Source organism: Corynebacterium sp. HMSC11E11, assembly GCF_001807025.1.
Taxonomy (GTDB): Bacteria; Actinomycetota; Actinomycetes; order Mycobacteriales; family Mycobacteriaceae; genus Corynebacterium; species Corynebacterium freneyi.
Map to the genome: position 1 here is coordinate 16,275 of NZ_KV787138.1, position 19,015 is coordinate 35,289.

Consider the following 19,015-nt stretch of genomic DNA (forward strand, 5'->3'; position numbering starts at 1 on the left):
CCACTGCGAAGAACACCAAGCCCGCGCAGGTCGAGTGCGGGCCGGTCAGGTCCGTGCTGGTCGCGTACCGACCGACCATCCCGCCACCGGCTACACGTTTTTGCCGCGCGCGAGCAGCTGCAACAAATACTGGCCGTACCCCGACTTCACCAGGGCCCGCCCCCGCTGCTCGAGGTCGTCGTCGGAAAGCCACCCCATCCGCCAGGCGACCTCCTCGGGGCAGCCGATCTTCAGGCCCTGCCGCTGTTCGATGGTCCGCACGAAATCACCTGCGGCCATGAGCATGTCGACGGTCCCGGTGTCCAGCCACGCCGTGCCGCGCGGCAGGATCTCCACCGTGAGTCGGCCCTGCTCGAGGTACGCGCGGTTGATGTCGGTGATCTCCAATTCGCCGCGCGCCGACGGCTCCAGCCCCCGTGCGATGTCGACGACGTCGGGGCCGTAGAAGTACAGGCCCGGCACCGCGAAATTCGACCGCGGATTCTCGGGCTTTTCCTGCAACCCGGTGGCCTTCCCGGTTTCGTCGAAGTCGACGACGCCGTAGGCGGTGGGGTCGGCGACCCAGTAGGCGAAGATCGCCCCTCCCCCGGGCTCGCGGAATCGCCGCAGCTGGGTGCCCAGGCCGGCGCCGTAGAAGATGTTGTCGCCGAGCACCAGCGCCACGGGTTCGTCGCCGATGTGGTCGGCGCCGATGATGAACGCCTCCGCCAGGCCGCGGGGTTCGTCCTGTTCGGCGTAGGTCAGGTTGACGCCGAAGTCGGACCCGTCGCCGAGCAGGCGCGTGAATTGCGGCGCGTCCTCGGGCGTGGTGATGATCAGAATGTCCCGCACCCCGGCCAGCATCAGGGTGCACAGGGGGTAGTAGATCATCGGTTTGTCGTAGACGGGCACGAGCTGTTTGCTCACGGCTTTCGTGATGGGCCACAGCCGCGATCCGGTGCCGCCCGCGAGGATGATGCCCTTCATGGCGGTGTCACGCCTCCCCGACGTCTTCGTTGGCGATGGCCCATTCGTCGCGCAGTTCGTTTTCCATGGCGCGGCAGTCTTCCCAGTCGGGCAGGGCCCCGCCGGCGGCTTCGAATTCGGCGATGGCGGGTGCGGCGGCGTCGCGGTCGGACAGGATCGGCTTTACGACGGCCACCCCCGCGCCCGCGAGAATTCCCTCGATGTCGACGCCCAATTGCGGATCGGCGATGGACACGGCCCTTTCGATCTCGGGGTCGTATCCGGTGGAGGTCAGGTAGGTGAGCACCGAGTCGTCGTCGAGCGCGACGAAACCGTGCGCCACGCCCACCGGAATGTAAACCACCCGCCGGGTGCCCGGCTCCAGCTCGACGGTGATGTGCTCGCCGAACGTCGGGGACCCGCGGCGGACGTCGACGATGACGTCGACCACCCGGCCGGCGGCGCAGGTGACCAGCTTCGCCTGCCCCGGCGGGACGTCGGCGAAATGCAGGCCGCGGACGACTCCGGCGGCGGAGACGCTCATGTTCGCCTGCTCCGGGATGAACGGGTGGCCGGTGGCGTCGATGAACGCGTCGGCCTTGAACCATTCGTGGAACGACCCGCGCGCGTCGCCGTGGATGATCGGCTGGAAGACGTGGACCCCCGGGATCGCGGTGGGCCGGAAGGTGGCGCGGGCGTCGCCCGTCGCGTCGGTGGTCGAGTCCCTGCGGTGCGTTTCGTCGTTGCCCTGCGTCATGCTCCCGAGTCTAGGGCCCGCGCCGGATCAGGGCGTGATCTGCTTTTCCACGCGTGCGTAACCGGCTTCGGCGGCGTCGTATGCGCGCCCCCACCATTCGGGGTTGTCGCGGTACCACTCGACGGTGGCGGCCAGTCCGGCGGCGAAGTCGCGGTGGGCGGGTTCCCAGTCCAGGGCGGTCATGGACGACGGGTCGATGGCGTAGCGGCGGTCGTGGCCGGGCCGGTCGGTGACGTGGATGAAGTCGTCGCGGTCGCGGCCGAATGCGGCGAGGACGTCGCCGATGACGTCGATGTTGGCCCGCTCCCCGTCGGCGCCGATGAGGTAGGTTTCGCCGGCGGTGCCGCGGTCGAGGATGGTCCAGACGGCGTCGTTGTGGTCGTCGACGTGGATCCAGTCGCGGACGTTGTCGCCGGTGCCGTAGAGCCGGGGCGCCCGGCCGCGCAGCAGTCTGCAGATTTGGCGGGGGATGAACTTTTCGGGGTGCTGGCGGGGCCCGTAATTGTTGGAGCAGTTGCTGATCGTCGCGGCCAGGCCGAAGCTGCGCACCCAGGCGCGGACGAAGTGGTCGGCGGCGGCCTTCGACGCGGAGTACGGGCTCGACGGGTTGTAGGCGGTGTGCGGGGTGAATCGGGCGGGGTCGTCGAGTGCGAGGTCGCCGAAGACTTCGTCGGTGGAGATGTGGTGCAGCCGCACGTCGTGGCGCGTGCAGGCCTTGAGCACGGCGACGGTGCCGGCGACGTTGGAGCTGACGAACGGGTCGGCGTCGCGCAGGGAATTGTCGTTGTGCGATTCCGCGGCGAAGTGCACGACGGCATCGTGCTTTGCGACGAGCCGGTCGACGAGTTCCCCGTCGCGCACGTCGCCTTCGATCACCTCGCACACGAAGGGCGACGGTGTCGCGGAGGTCGCGGACGCGGGGGCCATGGAATCCCCCGACGCCTGAGTTGCGGGGCGTTCGCGCAGGCTGTCGGGGTTGGCGGCGTAGGTGAAGGAGTCGAGGACGGTGACGTCGACGTCCGGGCGGGTGGCCAGGGTCCGCAACACGAAGTTCGAGCCGATGAAACCGGCGCCGCCGGTGACGAGGATGCGCATGCGCCCACCGTACCCCTCGGTCAGGGCCGTCCCATCCGGTCGTGGTGCGGTGCGGGCGCGCCGGTGGAGTCTTTCGGCGCGGTGGCGTAGATCGTCATGACCAGGATGCCGCCCAGGAAGAACGCGCCGCCGACGATTTCGACCCACCCTGCGGTGCGGGCCGACCAGTCGGCGACGGTGAGCACGGCGCCGACGACGATGAGGCCGATCCCGGCGAGCAGCGCCCGCTTCGTGCCGAACCGCCGGATGACGCCCGGGGGCGCGAACGCAGCCAGGATCATGGCGACGCCGGCGACCATGGTCACCTCGCCGAGCCCGCCGGGGGCGAGCACGGTGAACAGCAGGCCGATGAGGAACAGGAACGCTCCCAGGGTCAGGGAGCCCTTCGACGTCGCGTGCATCAGTTCAGGCCGGCGTAGGAGTGCAGGCCCGAAACAACCATGTTGATGAAGAAAAGGTTGAACACCATGGTGGCGAAGCCGACGATGTTGATCCACGCGGCCGCGGCGTTGCGCCAGCCGGACGTCGCGCGGGCGTGGAGGTAGCCGGCGTAGACGATCCAGGTGACGAAGGACACGGTCTCCTTCGGGTCCCAGCCCCAGAAGCGACCCCACGCCACCTCTGCCCAGATCGCGCCGAAGACGACGCCGAGGCCGAACAGGGGGAACGCCCAGATGGCGGTGCGGTACGCGATGGCGTCGAGGGTCTTGGCGGTCGGCAGCGGCATGGCCAGCTTGCCCAGGCGGCCCTTCTCGGCGCCCTTCGGCTGCTTGATGCGCAACAGGTACAGCAGCGATGCGATGCCGGAGACGAGGAAGATGCCGCCGCCGATGGAGACGGTGGACACGTGGATCGGGAACCAGACCGACTGCAGCGCCGGGACGACCGGGGCGGACTCGGCGTAGAGCGAGGTGCCGCCGTAGAACATCAGGGCCGCGACCGGGGTGAGCAGCCAGGGCCAGAAGACGCGGGTTTCGTTGCGGCGCAGGATCACCGACGCGATGACCATGGCGAACAGGGTGAACACCGTGATGTACTCGTACAGGTTGCCCCACGGGAAACGCCCGGCGGAAAGGCCGCGCAGCACGACGGACGCCAGGTGCACGGCGACGCCGATGTAGAGGACCGTCTCTGCCATCGAGCCGATCGAGGCGGCCTTCCGGAACTTTTCGGCGACCTCGTGCGAGTCATTGTCGGCGGGGCCGTAACCGTCGGCGGCGGAGTCCGCGGCGCCGGTCGCGTCGGCGGTGGTGGTCGCACCTCCGGCGCCGGATCCGACGAGGACCTTCTCGGCCGTCTCGGAGCGGGCCTCGGCCCGGGCCTCGAGGGCCGACAGGCGTCGGACGTAGTAGGCGACGAACAGCAGCAGCGCCAGCGCGTACAGCGCGAAGGCCGTGAAGTAGGACCAGTCGGAGTACTGCGCCAGGGTCTGATTGACGGGCATCGGGGCCGTTTCCTGTCTTTCCGGAGGTTCGTGCGATCGGATATGACCGTAGTCCCGATCGGGCCGAAAACCCAACCCCCGGGGGCATCTGCGCAGGCCGGGGGCACCCAACTTTACGACGGACCGTCGTCAAGCAGTCACCGTGCGGAGCCCGGACACCCGCGCCCGGACGCCCGCGCCCGAACCGGCTACTCGTCCTCCGGCTCCGGGCGGCCGAGCACGCCGCGCACGAAGGAATCGAACTCGTCGCCCCAACCGGCGCGGTCCGTGCGGGCCAAACCGCCGAACTCCACGCGGGTGACGCCGTCCGACACCGGGTGCAGGCGCACCCACAGGCGGCGGCGCTTCACCGCCAGCGACACCAGCAGACCGGCGAGCATCACGATCGACGACCACAGCACCCACACCTGCGTCGGGTCATGCGACACCTGCAGGTTGACGAACTCCTTGGCGCCGAGGAACTCCACCTTCGTGCCGTCGTCGAGGGTGACGTCCTCGCCCTCCTTCAGGTTCACGCGGTCGATCTTCTCCAACTGGCCCGAATGCATCAGATCGCGGTCCAGCGAGAACAGCTGCTGGCTGCGGCCGGTGTCCAGACCCGCATCGCCGCGGTAGACGTCGACGGCGATGGCCGGATCGTTCATCGCCGGGTACGCCGACGTCAGCAACTGGCCGGTGTCGCCGGTGAACTCCGCGGTCGGGGCGAACAGACCCTCGATGGCGATCTGATTCTGGCGGCGCTCGTACAGATCCGGGTACATGCCGGCCGGCGGGTCGAAGCGCATGGCGCCCGACGACAGGAAGAACGTCGGATCATCCGGGCGGAACTGCACCACCGACGTGCGGGACTCGCCGTTGGGCCACGTCACGCGGACCACCGGCGCGAAACCATGACCCTGCAGGTACACGCGGTCGCCGTCGACGCGCAGCGGGTGGTTGACCCGCAGCTGCTGCTCGTTCCACGTCTCCACCGGATCGCGCATGTGCTCCCCGTCGGCCCAGCGGATGTTCGACGTGAACATCTCCGCCTGGCCGTTGGGCAGGTAGTCGGCGACGAAATCCTCCACCAGCACGCAGAACGGGTTCAGGCCCGTTCCGTCGAACGTGTTGCCCGAACGCAGCGAGTCGAAGTTCGCCGGGGCCGTGTTGCAGAACGGGTTGCTCACCGCACCCTGGACGGCCTCGTCCTGGATCTCCGTGCCGGTGTCCGTGACCAGGATGACCTGGCCCTCGTAGTACAGCATCTTGCCCGCGGCGATGGTGACCAGCAGCGCGACCAACCCCAGGTGGAACACCAGGTTGCCGAACTCGCGCAGGTACCCGCGCTCGGCGGAAAACGACGTCGCGCCCGCACGGTCCTCGTCTGCCGGGGTCTCCGTCACGTGCCACCGCTTCAGGCGCGCGGCGACGTCCGCCTTCACCTCGTGCAGGGGCTTGTCGACGTCGCCCACGTCGTTCATGGGCAACCGGGCCAGATTCTTCGGCGCCCGCGTCGGCGGCGTGCGCATCGCCTGCCAGTGCTCCCAGGAACGCGGGATGATGCACCCCACCAACGACGCGAACAGCAGCACGTAAATGGCGGTGAACCAGAAGGAGGAGAAAACGTCGAAAAGCTGCAGCTTGTCGAAAATCTCCGCCATCTTGCCGTTGTTGGCCAGGTACTCCTCGACCTTCTCCTGCGACAGCTGACGCTGCGGCAGCAACGCGCCCGGAATGGCCGCGAAGGCGAGCAGGAACAACAGGATCAGCGCGGTGCGCATGCTGGTCAGCCAACGCCACGCCGCCCGCACCGGACGCATCGCCCTGGCGCCGACGGTTCCCCGCGCGCGACCCTGCCCCTGCGTGGTTGTCGCCATCCCTGCTGCCATCTCCTTAAATCGGCGTCACCGTGTCGGTGATGAACGCCACCTGAATCCAATTGACGAACATGTCCCAGATCCCCGTCACCAACGCGATGCCCACCAGAACGAGCATCACCCCGCCGGCGATCTGGATCCTGCGGGAATTGCGACGCAGCCACTCCACGCCCTTCATCGCCCGGGCCGAGCCCAGCGCGACGAGGATGAACGGCAGGCCCAGGCCCAGGCAATACGCCACGATCAGCCCCACGCCGCGCGCTGCGGTCAGCCCCTCGGTGCCCGCGGACACCGAAATGATGGCCGTCAGCGTCGGCCCCAGGCACGGCGTCCACCCCAGCGCGAACACCGCGCCGAGCATCGGGGCGCCCAGCCACGTCGTCCACCGCTTCGGCGCCATGCGCGTGTCGCGCTGCAACGCCGGCACCATGCCCATGAACACCAGGCCCATGATGATGGTGACCACGCCGCCGATGACCGTCAGCGTCCGGGCCCCCACGCGCAACGTGGACACCAGGCCGAACACCGACGCCGAACCGAGCACGAAGATCACGGTGAAACCGGCGACGAACAACAGCGCCGCCAGGCCCACCCGGGCACGGCTCTTGCCGGCGGCACCCGAAATGCCCGTCAGGTACGACACGTATCCGGGCACCAGCGGAATCACGCACGGGCTGGCGAAGGACACCAGACCCGCGGCGGCCGCAGCCAGCACGGCCAGGACGATCGGGCCCTGGGCCGCGGCGTCCGCGAACGCGTCGCCGACTCCGGAGGCGAGGAGCATTTAGGCCGCCCCATCCTCGGCGGCGACCTTCTCGACGGCCTCCCACAACTCCGACTCGTCGATTTCCTTCAGGAAGACCATCGCCGGGCGGTGTTCGCGGTCCAGGATGATCGTCGTCGGAATCACCGACGCGGGGATGCCGCCGAGAGCGGCGGCGTTGACGAACGGCGGGTCGTAGATCGACGGGTAGGTCAGGCCGTTGTCCTCCACGAAGTCGCGGGGAGCGGAAATGACGTGGTCCCGGACGTTGATGCCCAGGATCGTGCCCAGGCCGGCGTCCTGCATCTTCTCGTGGACGATCTGCAGGTCATCCGACTCGGAACGGCACGGCGCGCACCACTGGCCCCATGCGTTGAGGACGACGATCTCACCCTCGAAATCCGACAGGTGGATCTCCGCGTCGTCCTCCATGAGGGACTTCCCGTACACGTCGGCGACCGGGGCACGGTCCTCCGGGGCGTATTCGATGACCGTCTGCCCGCCGGGCGAGACGAACTCGAAGGTGCCGCCGATGGCCACGGCATCATGGCCGACGGTGTCGTCGGAACACGCCGTCAGCGTCATGGCCAGGCCAATGCCCGCCACGGCGGCGATGGTGCGGAAAAGGGGGCGCATGTCGGGTGCCGTCCGTTTCGAAGATCGGGGTCCACTGCAATGTAACGATAACGGCGCCGCGACACCGAATCACTGTTGGGGCCGCCGTCAGTCAGAGGTGGCCCGCCGGCTCCGAGTAGCGCACGTCGACGATGGTGTCGCCGAGGTAGACCAGCGACGTCACCGACGACAGATCGCACTGGCGGTTCGCCGGGTTGTGGGCCAGCCGCAGGCCACGGGCGCGACGCGCGGCGGCGACGACGCACAGCTGGTGCGTGACGATGATCGCCTCCCGGCCCTCCGCGGCCTCGCGGGCGCGGTCGATGGCACGGTACATGCGGTCGGCGATCTCCTCGTACGGCTCGCCCCAGCTGGGCACGCTCGGACGCAGCAGACGCGGCCAATAGCGCGGGTTCCACAGATCGGAATCCCAACCGCGGACGTGCAGCCCCTCGAAGGTGTTGCCCGCCTCCAGCACGTCGGCGTCGATGACCGGCTCCAGGCCCGTCACGCGCGTCACCGGCTCACACGTCTCGCGGGTGCGCTGCAGCGGCGAACACGCGACGTAGGCGACGTCGTGGCCGGCGAAGGACTCCGCCGTCGCCTCCGCCATCGCGCGACCCCGGTCCGACAGGCGGTAACCCGGAAGTCGGCCGTAGAGGATCTGCGACGGATTGTGCACCTCGCCATGACGCACCAGGTGGACGATCGTGCGCGGCGAATGGACGGGCATGCGCCCGGTGCCCGACCCGGTCACTTGCCGGCCTCCGGGGTCGCCGCAGCTGCGGCCTCGGCGGCCACGCGCGCGGCCGACTCGATGATCTCGAAGTCGTCGTCGGTGAGGGCGGAGGAGACGAACCACGTCTCGAAGCAGCTCGGCGGGGCGTAGACGCCGTTTTCCAGCAGCGCGTGGAAGAACGCCGGGTACCGGAACGTGTCCGCGGCCTTCATGTCGGCGAAGTTGCGGCCCTCCCCTTCCGCGAAACGCGGGGAGAAGAACGTGGCGGCGCGCTGGATGTTGTGGGCGACGCCCTCGGCGGTCAGCGCGTCCGACAGGATGCCCGCCATGCGGTCGGCGTTGGCGGCGACGGCCGCGTACACCGCATCGTCGGCGGCCCGGAGGCTGGCCAGACCGGCGGCGACGGAGACGGGGTTACCCGACAGCGTGCCTGCCTGGTACACGGGGCCCTGCGGGGCGAGGTGCTCCATGATGTCGCGGCGGCCGCCGAACGCCGCGGCGGGCAGACCGCCGGAGACGACCTTGCCGAACGTGGTCAGGTCGCCGGCGACGCCGTCGATGCCGTACCAGCCCTTGGCGGAGGTGCGGAAGCCCGTCATGACCTCGTCGAGGATCAGCAGGGCGCCGTCGTCGTTGGCGATGCGCTTGAGCTCGGCGTTGAAGCCCTCGCCCGGCGCGACGGTGCCCATGTTGCCGGCGGCGGCCTCGGAGATGATGCAGGCGATCTCGCCCGGGTTCTCGGCGAAGGCGCGGCGCACGGCGTCGACGTCGTTGTAGGGCACGACGATGGTGTCGGCGGCCGAGGCGCCGGTGACGCCCGGGGAATCCGGCAGGCCGAAGGTGGCGACGCCCGACCCGGCCGAGGCCAGCAGCGCGTCGACGTGGCCGTGGTAGCAGCCGTCGAACTTCACGACCTTGCTGCGGCCGGTGAAGCCGCGGGCCAGGCGCACCGCCGACATGGTGGCCTCGGTGCCGGAGTTGACCAGGCGGACCTCCTCCACGGAGGTGCGGTCGATGATCTCCTGCGCCAACTCGGCCTCGCCCGCGGTGGGGGCGCCGAAGGACAGGCCGCGGCCGGCGGCCTCGCGGACGGCCTCGACGACGGCCGGGTGGGCGTGACCCATGAGCATGGGGCCCCAGGAGCACACGAGGTCAACGTATTCGTTGCCGTCGACGTCCCGAAGACGCGACCCCTGCGCCGACTCGATGAAGCGGGGCGTGCCGCCCACCGAGCCGAATGCGCGCACGGGGGAATTCACTCCGCCCGGGGTCACCGCACGTGCGTCGGCGAAGAGCCGCGCGGATTTGTCCGTCTGCTGATTTGAGGTCCGCTGGGGTGTAGTCACGCCGCCCATCGTAGGGAAAACGCCCGCGCATCGGGCGCACCCGCCCCGTCCCGCGTCGCCTCCGGCGTCAGCTTCGGCCCATTGCGCGGGAGACCATGCGGCGCGACAGAGCCGGGCGTTTGCCGCCGCGGCCCATGATGCGGTTGAGGCGACGCGACCGCCATTCGATCCACAGCCCGACCAGCACCATGAGCACCGATGCGGTGAGGGGGTGCAGCACGCCCGCGACGGACAACACCAGCACTGCGATGTTGTAGCCCCAGGCGAAGGTGATGTTGCCGGACATGGTCCGGGTGACGTCGCGCGCCAGGGAGATGGCCTCCGGGATGGAGCCGACCCGCGAGCGCAGGGACACCACGTCCGACTCCTCGATCTCGAGGTCGTCGACGCCCGCGTCGGCCTCCATGAGCACGCCGACGTCGGCGACGCGGAGGCATTCGGCGACGTCGGAACCGCCGACCATCACCACGGTCTCCCCGCCGGCGTGGACGCCGCGCACGGCCGCGGCCTTCCGTCCGGGGACGATGCCCGCGTAGACGCGCGAAATGCCCAGGCGGTCGGCGAAGCGCCGGGCCACCGGGTACGGGTCGCGGGTGATCATGATGGTGTCGACGCCCATGTCCTCCAGCTCGTCGATGGCCTCGACTGCATCGGGTTTGATGTCCTCGCCGACGGTGATGACGCCGCGGATCTTGCCGCGCCAGCTGATCACCAGGGGCGTGCCGCCGCCCATCGCGGCGACGGCCATGCGCTCGTCCAGCGCCGACATGTCGCGGGGGCGCCACAGGCTGGCCTCGACGAAGCGCATTTCGACCTCGCCGTCGGAGTTGGCCACCGGCAATTCCGCCTGGCCGATGAACGCTCCGTCGGCGTCGATTTCGACGTGGTGGACTTCGATCCAGTGGGGGACGTCGCCGCCGCCGGTTCCGGAGTCCCGGGAGACGCGGCATGCGCGCACGATCGCGGCGGAGACCGGGTGGTCGGATTCCATCATCAGGGCGCCGGCGACGCGGAGGATCAGTTCGGGGTTCTCCCCCTGCGCCGCCTGCACCTGCAGGACGTGCATCTCCCCCTCGGTCAGGGTGCCCACGCGGTTGAACATCACGGAGTCCGCGACGGCCAGCGACCGGAACGCGTCGGCGTTGCGGATGAGCAGGCCGCGTTCGGCGGCGGAGAGAATGCCGATGCGCAGCGCCGTCGACGTCGACATGGCCAGGGCCACCGGCGCGATGCCGATGAGGATGGCCAGCGCCACGGCGAAGGCCCCGCCCGGGCCGCCGGAGACGAGCCACCAGATGCCGAACGCCGACACCGCCAGCGTCATCGTCCACGGCACGAGCACCGACGCGGAGCGCACTGCGGTCTGGTGGGCGACGTCCTCTTCGCGGATGGCGGTCTGGATCCACCGTTGAATGGCGGCCGCACGCGTCTTGGAACCGGTGCGCGACACGCGGACCTTGAGCTTCTGATCCAGGTTCATCGACCCGGCCCACACCCGGGAGTTGACCTTCACCTCGGTCGGCTCGGCCCCTCCCCCGACGGCCCGGGAGTCGACCCGGGAGGCGCCGCCGACGACGCTGCCGTCGACGGGGATGATCTGCCCGGGCGGGACGACGACGTCCTCGCCGATGTTGAGCTCCGCCACCGGCACGCGGCGATGCTCGGGTTTGGCGGCCTTGCCCGTCTTGCGCACCACGGTGACCTGACGGTCGGCGGGGATGCGCAACACGCTCATGGCGGCGCCGGTGCGCACGCGGTTGTATCTGGTGGCCAAGCGACCGGCCAACAGCAGCACGGTCACGCCGCAGGCGACGTCGAGGAAAAGCTCCGCGGGCGCATTGCGGTCGTAGTTGAAGGCGAACCACGTCGGCGACGTCGTGAAGCCGATCCGGCCCGCCTCGCCGAAGACGATCTCCCCGATGGACCAGGCCCACGCGGCGAGGATGGCCACGGCGCTGGCCCCGTCGAGCGCGGACATTCTCCTGCGCATCGACGCCAGCATCGCGCGGTGGAACGGCCAGCCGCCCCACAGCGCCACGACGGTGGTCAGGGCGGCGGCCCACCACTGCCATCCGTCGAATTGCCACGGCACGTGCAGCGACAGCACGAGCACCGGGATGCTCAGCAGCAGCGACACGATGAACCTCGTCCGCGTCACCAGGGCGCGGGCCGTGAACAGGACCTCGTTGGAGCCTTCCGCGAGCAGCGCTTCTTCACGACGACGGATCCTCGCCTCGGCCATCTGCTGTGCGGCGGCGGGCACGGCCGGACGGCGACGGGGCGCCGCGTCCAACCGGGTGGCCCGGCGGCGCAGCGAATTGCGGGTCAGGTAGGCGACGATGCCGTGTTCCTCGAGCGCGGCGATGAGCGTGTCCGGGGGCAAGTCGTCGGGGGCGGTGATCCACGCGCGGCCCGGCGAGTAGACGACGGTGGCCGTCACGTCGGGAAAAGCGTCGAGGATCTTCTCCGCCTCGTCTGCGGCCAGCGCCGACTCCAGTCCCTCCAGGACCAGACCGTAGGACGTCAGCCCCGTGCCGGTGCGGCGGGCCAGCCGCTGGTGGAGGCTTTCGTCGTCGTCATGGCGGCGCGACGACCGCAACCACGCGGCGGCCTCCTTCGCCTCATCGATGGCGCGGTTGACCCGTTCGTCGGTCTCGCGCAGTTCCCGCGCCTTGACGTGCTCGGCGTCATGCACCGATGCGTCCGCCGTCGCGGATCGCCCGCGATGGCCCGCACCCGCGGGGCCCGCCGACGTCGGGGTCGCCCCATCCTTGGGGTCCGGGGCGCCCTCGCCGGGTTCACTCGGGGCGGCGGTGCAATTCGGGGGCCGCGATGACGGGCTCATTGCGCCGCGCCGCCTTTGCCGGCCTTGAGGTCGCGGTACAGCAGGACGAGGCCGATGACCATCACGCCGGCGGGAACCGCCGTCCACGGCGTCACGGCCATGGCCATGCTGCCGGCGAGCGAGACGAACGCCACCAGGGCGATGACGCCCATCAGCACCCGGCGGACCACCTTCGACTCCCCGGCGGAGGGGGCGAGCACCGCGACGACGATCGCCGTGACGATGCCCAACACGCCGACGATGACGATGTCCCGGGAGACGTCGGCACGCACGCCGGAGCGATCCTCCGTGAGCACCAGCAAAGCCACGACGGCCTGCGCGATGGCCCCGCCGATCAACGTCAACAGCCATGCGGGGCGACCGACGGTTGCGTCAGCGGCCATGTCCGCCTTCCTTTCCACGACCACGCCGGGGACCCTTCCCCGACGCCGATCCCGGACCATCGCCGGAATCGCTTCCTCCGGCGCCAAAATACTCCATGGCGTTGCGCCCCGAGGCCAGCACGACGGCGGCGCCCGCGGCGGTGGCCGACGCGATGGTCAGGGCGCCGTCCGCGAGCTGAAGCGGAACCGGGGCCAGCGGCCACGGGCCGACCGGGCCGCCCATGAGCACGGTGAGCATGCGCACGATCAAATACGCCGAACCCGCCACGAGGATGAGGCGGGCCCACTTGGCGCCGGCGCGCATGCGGAACGTCAAAAACGCGAATATGCCCGCGAACACCACGGTGAGGAGCATGGTCAAGATCGCCGATCCGCGGGCCACCATGATCTTCTCGTCGGCGCTGAGCTCGGGGAACGAACCCCCGACCGGCTCGCCTCCGAAACCCGAGACGTCGAGCAGCGCGCCGGGGTTGAGCAGATTGATGGCCAGCGTGGTCATCGCCGCCGCAACCTGCAGCACGCACGTGGCCAACCACGCCTGCCAGGCGCCGACGATCTGCTCCGGCGGTGCGGGACGCTCGCTCATCGCTGCCGGAGCTTCCGGGCGATGTCAACGGCGAAGTAGGTGAGCACCTGCTCGGCACCGGCCCGGTGAATGCCCAGGACGGATTCCATCATCGCGGCCTCCAGGTCGATCCAGCCGTTGGCGGCGGCCGCGTGGATCATCGCGTATTCGCCGGACACCTGGTAGGCGGCGACGGGCACCGGCGACATGTCGGCGACCTCGCGCACGATGTCCAGGTACGCCATCGCGGGCTTGACCATCACGAAGTCGGCGCCCTCGGCGACGTCGAGCTCGACTTCCAGCAGGCTCTCGCGACGGTTCGCCGGATCCTGCTGGTAGGTGCGGCGATCGCCCTGCAGCGAGCTGCCGACGGCCTCGCGGAACGGGCCGTAGAAAGCGGAGGCGTACTTCGCCGAGTACGCCATGATGGCGACGTCGGCGTGACCGGCCTCGTCGAGCGCGGCGCGGATGACCTCGATCTGGCCGTCCATCATTCCGGACGGCGACACGATGTGGGCGCCGGCGTCGGCCTGGGCGACGGCCATGCGGGCGTAGTTGGTCAGCGTCGCGTCGTTGTCGACGACGGTGCGGCCCCAGCGGTCCTCCCGCAGCACGCCGCAGTGGCCGTGATCGGTGAACTCGTCGAGGCAGGTGTCGGCCATGATCAGCACGTCGTCGCCGAACTCGCGGCGCAGGCGCGACAGCGCCCGGTTGAGCACCCCGTCCTCCCGCCACGAACACGCGCCCTCGGCGTCCTTGTCCGAGTCCAGCGGCACGCCGAACAGGTCGACGCTGGGGATGCCCAGTTCCGCGGCCTCCTCGACCGCGCGAACCAGCGAATCCTCCGTGTGCTGCGCCACGCCGGGCAGCGAGGAGATCGGGCGGGGCCCGTCCAGGCCGTCGGCGACGAACATGGGCAGGATCAGATCATCGACCGCAAGCGACGTCTCCGCCGTCATCCGCCGCATCACCGGGGTGGAGCGCAGGCGGCGCGGCCTGCGGATCGGGGCGGGAACGTTGGCTGAGGGGATACCGGATTCCGTCATGCCCCCAGGGTACGGCCGACCGCCGGGAAACGGGCACCGGGGTCCCGCCCGCGGCCGACCCCGGCGTCGCCTACTCGGCGGCCGTTTCCGCCGTCTGCGCCGGGCCGTCGTCACGCGACTCGGCCGCAGCCTGCGGGGCCTGCGCGGCCTGCGGGGCCTTGGCCTCCGTGCTCCGCTTGCGGCGCTTCTTCCGCGGCGGCGGCAGCTGGCCGGCGGCACGCAGCGTGGCGACGTGCTCGGCCAGGGCGTCCACCAGATCGGTGATGCCCGCCCGCTCCGGCATGACGTCGACGCGCAGCCCGTACTCGCGGGCGGTGGCCGCCGCCATCGGGCCGATGCACGCGATGATGGTGCGCGCATGCGGCTTGCCCGCGATGCCCACCAGGTTCTTCACCGTCGACCCGGAGGTGAAGCACACGGCGTCGAAACCGCCGGTCTTGATCATGCTGCGGATCTCCGCGCTCGGCGGGGCGGCGCGCACCGTGCGGTAGGCGGTGACGTCGTCGACCTCCCAGCCCAAATCGATGAGCCCGTCGACCAGCACGTCGGTGCCGATGTCGGCGCGCGGCAGCAGCACCCGGTTGACCGGGTCCATGCCCTCGATGAACTCGGGGAACACCTCGACGACGCCGGCCGCGTTCTGGCGGGTCGGGTCGGGCAGCAGCTCGGGCGTGATGCCCAGCTCGCGGATCGCGGCCGCCGTCTTGTGGCCGACCGCGGCGATGCGCACGCCGGCGAACGACCGCGCGTCCAGGCCGAACTCGGTGAACTTGTCCCACACCGCGTTGACGGCGTTGACCGACGTGAACACCACCCACTGGTAGCGCCCGTCGACCAGGCCCTTGACCGCGCGCTCCATCTGGGCGGGGCTGCGCGGCGGCTCGATGGAGATGGTCGGCACCTCGATCGGAATGGCGCCATGGGCGGCCAGGCGGGTGCGCATCGGGCCGGCCTGGCCCTTCGCGCGCGGCACCAGCACGTTCCAGCCGTACAGCGCGCGGTTTTCCCACCAGCTGTACTTCGAACGCTTGTCGACGCCCTTGCCCAGGGTGACCACCAGCGGGCCGGACAGGTCGCCCGACAACTGGGCGAGGGTGCCCAGCGTGACGTCGTAGGTGCGCTGCAGGCGGGTGGTGCCGTGGACGGTCACCGAGGCCGGCAGCGAGTCCGGCAGGCCCCGGGCGGACAGTTCCCCGGCGATGGCCGACAGGTCGTCCTCGACGGCCTGCAGCACCAGCGGCTGCGGGGCGGCGGCGAGCTCGTCCCAGTCGACGTCGGCGCGCCCGAGATCGGTTTCGGTGTACGTCGAGCCCAGGGCGATGCCGGCGAAGGCCGGGACCGTCGACGGCACGGACATGCCGGGCACGATCTGGAACTCGATGTTGTTGCGCGACACGGCGTTGATCTCGGCGAGCACGGCGTCGCTGGTCAACGGGTTGCCGGCGACGAGGCGGACGACGTCGTGGCCGCGGCGGGCCTCGGCGACGAGGGCGCGGCTCATTTCGGTGGGGTCCTCGATGGGCTCGCGGATGTCCGCGGCGGTCGGCGGGGCGGGGCGCGGCGGCTTGCGGCGCGATCCCGAGGCCTTCGCGTCGGCGCACAGGCGCTCGTAGGCCTCCTCCGCCTCGCGAAGGACGTCCTCCGGCACCGGAAGATCGGCGGCGACGAGTTCGCGTACGCCCGGCATAACGTCGGGGTCGACGAAGGCTACGGAAGTGCCGGCGAGGACTTCGCGGGCGCGCAGCGTCAGCAGGTCCGGGTTGCCCGGGCCCGCGCCGACGAACAGGATTCGTCCGGCGGGCGTCGTGCGGGGGGTGCTCATCGTGGTGGCGTTGCTCTTCTTCTCGGTGGTTCGGGGGCGGGTTTGTCTGAAACGGAGGGCCGGCGGGCCCCGGGCGTCAGCGAAGGGTGTCTCCCATGACGTCGTGGGCGCCCTGCTCCAGCAGTCGGGCGGCGACGGCGCGGCCGATCTCCTCGGCGTCTTCCGGGGCGCCGACGCCGGACTCGACCAGGCGGCGGGACCCGTCGAGGGCGAACACGCCGGCGGTCAGCTCCAGACGGCCGTCGTCGGTGATCTCGGAGTGCGCGGCGACCGGCGCGGTGCAGCCGGCCTGCAGCTCGGAGAGGATGGTGCGTTCGGCGCGGGCGCGGGCGTGCGATTCGGCGTCGTCGAGGCGACCGAGGATGAGCGCCAGGCGCTTGTCGGCGGCGCGGCACTCGACGGCGAGGGCGCCCTGGGCGGGGGCCGGCATGAGCACGTCGACGGCGAGGGATTCGGCGGCGCGGTCGAGGCGGCCGGTGCGGTCCAGGCCAGCGCGGGCCAGCACGACGGCGTCGAGGTCGTCGTCGACGCGTCCCATGCGGGTTTCGATGTTGCCGCGCAGCGGGCGGATGTCCAGGTCGGGGCGCACGGATCGCAGCTGGGAGACGCGGCGCGGGGCGGAAGTGCCGACCTTGGCGCCCTGCGGCAGCTCGGCCAGCGGCAGGTTGCCGCGGGAGATGAGCACCTCGCGCGGGTCGACGCGCTGCGGCACGGCGGCGATGATCAGGTCGTCTTCCGGCGCGGTGGGCAGGTCCTTGAAGGAGTGGACGGCGACGTCGCAGACGTCTTCGCGCAGCGCGTGGCGCAGGGCCTGGGTGAACACGCCGATGCCGATCTTCTCCACCGGGTCGTGGCGGTTGGCGTCGCCGGCGGTCTTGACGATGACCAGCTCGGCCTCGTGGCCCATGCGGATCAGCGCGTCGCGCACGTGGCCGGCCTGGGTGGTGGCCAGTTCGGAGCCGCGGGTGCCGATGCGGATCACGGGCCGGTCGTCCCCGGCGACTCCGGCGTTGGCGTCGGTGCGCTGGGTGTCGGTGTTGGTGTCAGCCACGGTTTCCTCCGGTTGTGGATCGCATGATGCCCTCGATGTCCGCGGTGCCGCGCATGCGGCCCATGCGGTCGCCGACCATGAGGTCGGCGGGGATGTCGGTGTCGGCGTACAGCGACTGGGGCGTGGACAGCGGAAGGTCGAACAGGCGTTGCAGGGCCTGTGCGTAGGACGTGCCGCCGGGTTCCCCGGACAGCTTCTTCACCTGGACGGTGGGCACGTGCAGGAGCTTGTCGACGACCCGCCGCACGGTTCGTCCGACCTCCTCGCGCTCGCGCTCGGTGAGTCCGGGGGTCTTCGCCTCCAGCCGGAGCAGTTCGGCGGAGACGACCTCGGCGGCCTTTTCGCGCAGCGCCTTGACCGTCGGCGCGGCCTCCAGTGCGCGCTGCGCCTGCAGGTAGCTCTTCAGCTCCTCGTCGACGATCGCCCGGGCGGCGATTTCGTCGTCGCGGCCGAGTTCGCGGGTCGACGTCATCTGCAGGCGCTCGATGTCGAACAGCGCGATGCCCTGCAGTTCGCCGACGCCGTCTTCGACGTCGCGCGGCATCGACAGGTCGGCGATGGCCAGCGGGCCGGCGTCGCGGACGTGGTCGATGAGGACGACGGGGCTCATCGCGCCGGTGGCGGTGACGAGGATGTCGACGTCGTCGAGGACGTCGCGGTAGTCCTCCAGCGCGATGGCGCGGGCCGGGACACCCGCCTCGATGGAGTGGTCGGCCAGGTTCTGCGCGCGATCGAGCGTGCGGTTGGCGACGGTGATGTGCGAAACGCCAGCGCGCCCCAGATGGGTGGCGGCCAGCGAGCTCATGGCGCCGGCGCCGAGGATCAGCGCGTTGTTCCCGGCCAGGCCGTCGGCGTCGCCCGGACGGTAATCGGGGTTGATGGCGCGGATCGCCTCGTCGACGGCGACGGACACCATCGAGGCGCCGGCCTCGTCGATGTCGGTCTCCGAGTGGACGCGCTTGCCGGTGTGGAGGGAACGCTGGGCGAGGTCGTGGAGGGTGCGGCCGACCGCCCCGTGCTCGTCGGCGCTCTGGTAGGCGGCGCGGATCTGGCCGATGATCTGCTGCTCGCCGATGACCATGGAGTCCAGCCCGGAGGCGACGGACAGCATGTGCTCCGCGGCGCCTTCGGCGTAGCGGACGTAGAGGTGGGGCGTCAGATCGTCGACGTCGAGGCCGGAGCGGTCGACGATTTCGCGGATGACCGCCGACAGACCGGCGTGGAATCCGCGGGCGGCGACGTAGTATTCGACGCGGTTGCAGGTGGAGACCAGCATCGCCTCGGACACGGCGTCCTCCTCGAGGAGCCGGGCGAGGGTCTTCGGCTGATCCGTGTCGGCCACGGACACGCGCTCCAGCATGGACACTGGCGCGGACCGGTGCGACATCCCGACGAGCAGCACACTCACGGCATAACCACCGCTATCCGTTCCTCCTCCATCCGGCGGGTCGATTCGGCGGCCGGATCTCGATTTCCGCCCAGCCATACGGTTTGCGACGCCGTCGCCACGCGGATCCTGATCGAGGTGAAAACGGCGCGAACCGGGGTGACGGCGCATGACGCCGACCCCGGTGCGGATGCCAGATCCACCATGCCCTAGGGTGATGACAGGCGTTGTGCGCCCGCCATCGCCGTGGGCTCATTTTCATCAACGGTAGACCGTGCCGGGGGTATTCCACAAACGCGCGCATCCCCCATCATCGCCCGATGTAGCCCATGGGGGGCGCCCATTCCCCGCCCCGC

17 protein-coding genes are annotated in these 19,015 nt (G+C 70.4%); all 17 read right to left on the minus strand.

Annotated elements, in window-relative coordinates; all coding sequences use genetic code 11:
* Positions 1-90: 90 nt before the first annotated feature.
* The 17 genes from rfbA to HMPREF3121_RS05820 all read right to left on the minus strand — a co-directional run bounded on the left by rfbA (position 91) and on the right by HMPREF3121_RS05820 (position 18,680).
* On the minus strand, positions 91-966 hold the full coding sequence (gene rfbA, locus HMPREF3121_RS05740) for a glucose-1-phosphate thymidylyltransferase RfbA (protein WP_070520846.1): 876 nt from the start codon (positions 964-966) through the stop codon (positions 91-93).
* Between the two features lie 7 nt (positions 967-973).
* Entirely contained in the window at positions 974-1,702 is a 729-nt protein-coding gene (locus HMPREF3121_RS05745; RefSeq protein WP_083291321.1) for a dTDP-4-dehydrorhamnose 3,5-epimerase family protein, read from the minus strand.
* 27 nt (positions 1,703-1,729) lie between these two features.
* Positions 1,730-2,797: a dTDP-glucose 4,6-dehydratase gene (locus tag HMPREF3121_RS05750; RefSeq protein ID WP_070520849.1), complete on the minus strand. Its 1,068-nt coding sequence runs from the start codon at positions 2,795-2,797 to the stop codon at positions 1,730-1,732.
* 20 nt (positions 2,798-2,817) lie between these two features.
* A complete protein-coding gene (locus tag HMPREF3121_RS05755; protein WP_070520851.1) occupies positions 2,818-3,198 on the minus strand; it encodes a hypothetical protein in 381 nt (126 codons plus the stop codon).
* The gene (gene ccsB, locus HMPREF3121_RS05760; RefSeq protein ID WP_070520854.1) at positions 3,198-4,241 is read right to left on the minus strand and encodes a c-type cytochrome biogenesis protein CcsB; all 1,044 of its coding nucleotides are present in this window, start codon (positions 4,239-4,241) and stop codon (positions 3,198-3,200) included. Before ccsB ends, HMPREF3121_RS05755 begins: the two co-directional genes overlap by 1 nt.
* Positions 4,242-4,429: 188 nt before the next feature.
* On the minus strand, positions 4,430-6,040 hold the full coding sequence (locus tag HMPREF3121_RS05765) for a cytochrome c biogenesis protein ResB (RefSeq protein WP_070520857.1): 1,611 nt from the start codon (positions 6,038-6,040) through the stop codon (positions 4,430-4,432).
* Between the two features lie 73 nt (positions 6,041-6,113).
* Entirely contained in the window at positions 6,114-6,881 is a 768-nt protein-coding gene (locus tag HMPREF3121_RS05770) for a cytochrome c biogenesis CcdA family protein (RefSeq protein ID WP_035120029.1), read from the minus strand.
* Complete coding sequence (locus HMPREF3121_RS05775) at positions 6,882-7,496, minus strand: TlpA disulfide reductase family protein (RefSeq protein ID WP_070520860.1); 615 nt, start codon at positions 7,494-7,496, stop codon at positions 6,882-6,884.
* A gap of 91 nt (positions 7,497-7,587) precedes the next feature.
* Positions 7,588-8,208 (minus strand): histidine phosphatase family protein, encoded by a 621-nt coding sequence (locus tag HMPREF3121_RS05780; RefSeq protein ID WP_070521008.1) that lies wholly within the window; start codon positions 8,206-8,208, stop codon positions 7,588-7,590.
* Positions 8,209-8,228: 20 nt separating this feature from the next.
* The gene (gene hemL, locus HMPREF3121_RS05785) at positions 8,229-9,560 is read right to left on the minus strand and encodes a glutamate-1-semialdehyde 2,1-aminomutase (RefSeq protein WP_371327326.1); all 1,332 of its coding nucleotides are present in this window, start codon (positions 9,558-9,560) and stop codon (positions 8,229-8,231) included.
* 67 nt (positions 9,561-9,627) lie between these two features.
* Positions 9,628-12,405: a heavy metal translocating P-type ATPase gene (locus HMPREF3121_RS05790; protein WP_083291323.1), complete on the minus strand. Its 2,778-nt coding sequence runs from the start codon at positions 12,403-12,405 to the stop codon at positions 9,628-9,630.
* On the minus strand, positions 12,402-12,788 hold the full coding sequence (locus HMPREF3121_RS05795) for a hypothetical protein (RefSeq protein ID WP_070520868.1): 387 nt from the start codon (positions 12,786-12,788) through the stop codon (positions 12,402-12,404). Before HMPREF3121_RS05795 ends, HMPREF3121_RS05790 begins: the two co-directional genes overlap by 4 nt.
* A complete protein-coding gene (locus HMPREF3121_RS05800; RefSeq protein ID WP_070520871.1) occupies positions 12,778-13,374 on the minus strand; it encodes a hypothetical protein in 597 nt (198 codons plus the stop codon). The genes HMPREF3121_RS05795 and HMPREF3121_RS05800 overlap by 11 nt, the downstream gene beginning before the upstream one ends.
* Positions 13,371-14,399 carry a porphobilinogen synthase gene (hemB, locus tag HMPREF3121_RS05805; protein ID WP_070520874.1) on the minus strand — a complete coding sequence of 343 codons (1,029 nt, stop codon included), beginning with the start codon at positions 14,397-14,399 and terminating at the stop codon, positions 13,371-13,373. The genes HMPREF3121_RS05800 and hemB overlap by 4 nt, the downstream gene beginning before the upstream one ends.
* Positions 14,400-14,469: 70 nt before the next feature.
* Entirely contained in the window at positions 14,470-16,221 is a 1,752-nt protein-coding gene (locus HMPREF3121_RS05810) for a bifunctional uroporphyrinogen-III C-methyltransferase/uroporphyrinogen-III synthase (RefSeq protein WP_083291324.1), read from the minus strand.
* Positions 16,222-16,297: 76 nt separating this feature from the next.
* Complete coding sequence (hemC, locus tag HMPREF3121_RS05815; protein WP_070521011.1) at positions 16,298-17,203, minus strand: hydroxymethylbilane synthase; 906 nt, start codon at positions 17,201-17,203, stop codon at positions 16,298-16,300.
* A 61-nt stretch (positions 17,204-17,264) separates the two neighbouring features.
* A complete protein-coding gene (locus tag HMPREF3121_RS05820) occupies positions 17,265-18,680 on the minus strand; it encodes a glutamyl-tRNA reductase (RefSeq protein WP_083291325.1) in 1,416 nt (471 codons plus the stop codon).
* Positions 18,681-19,015 lie beyond the last annotated feature (335 nt).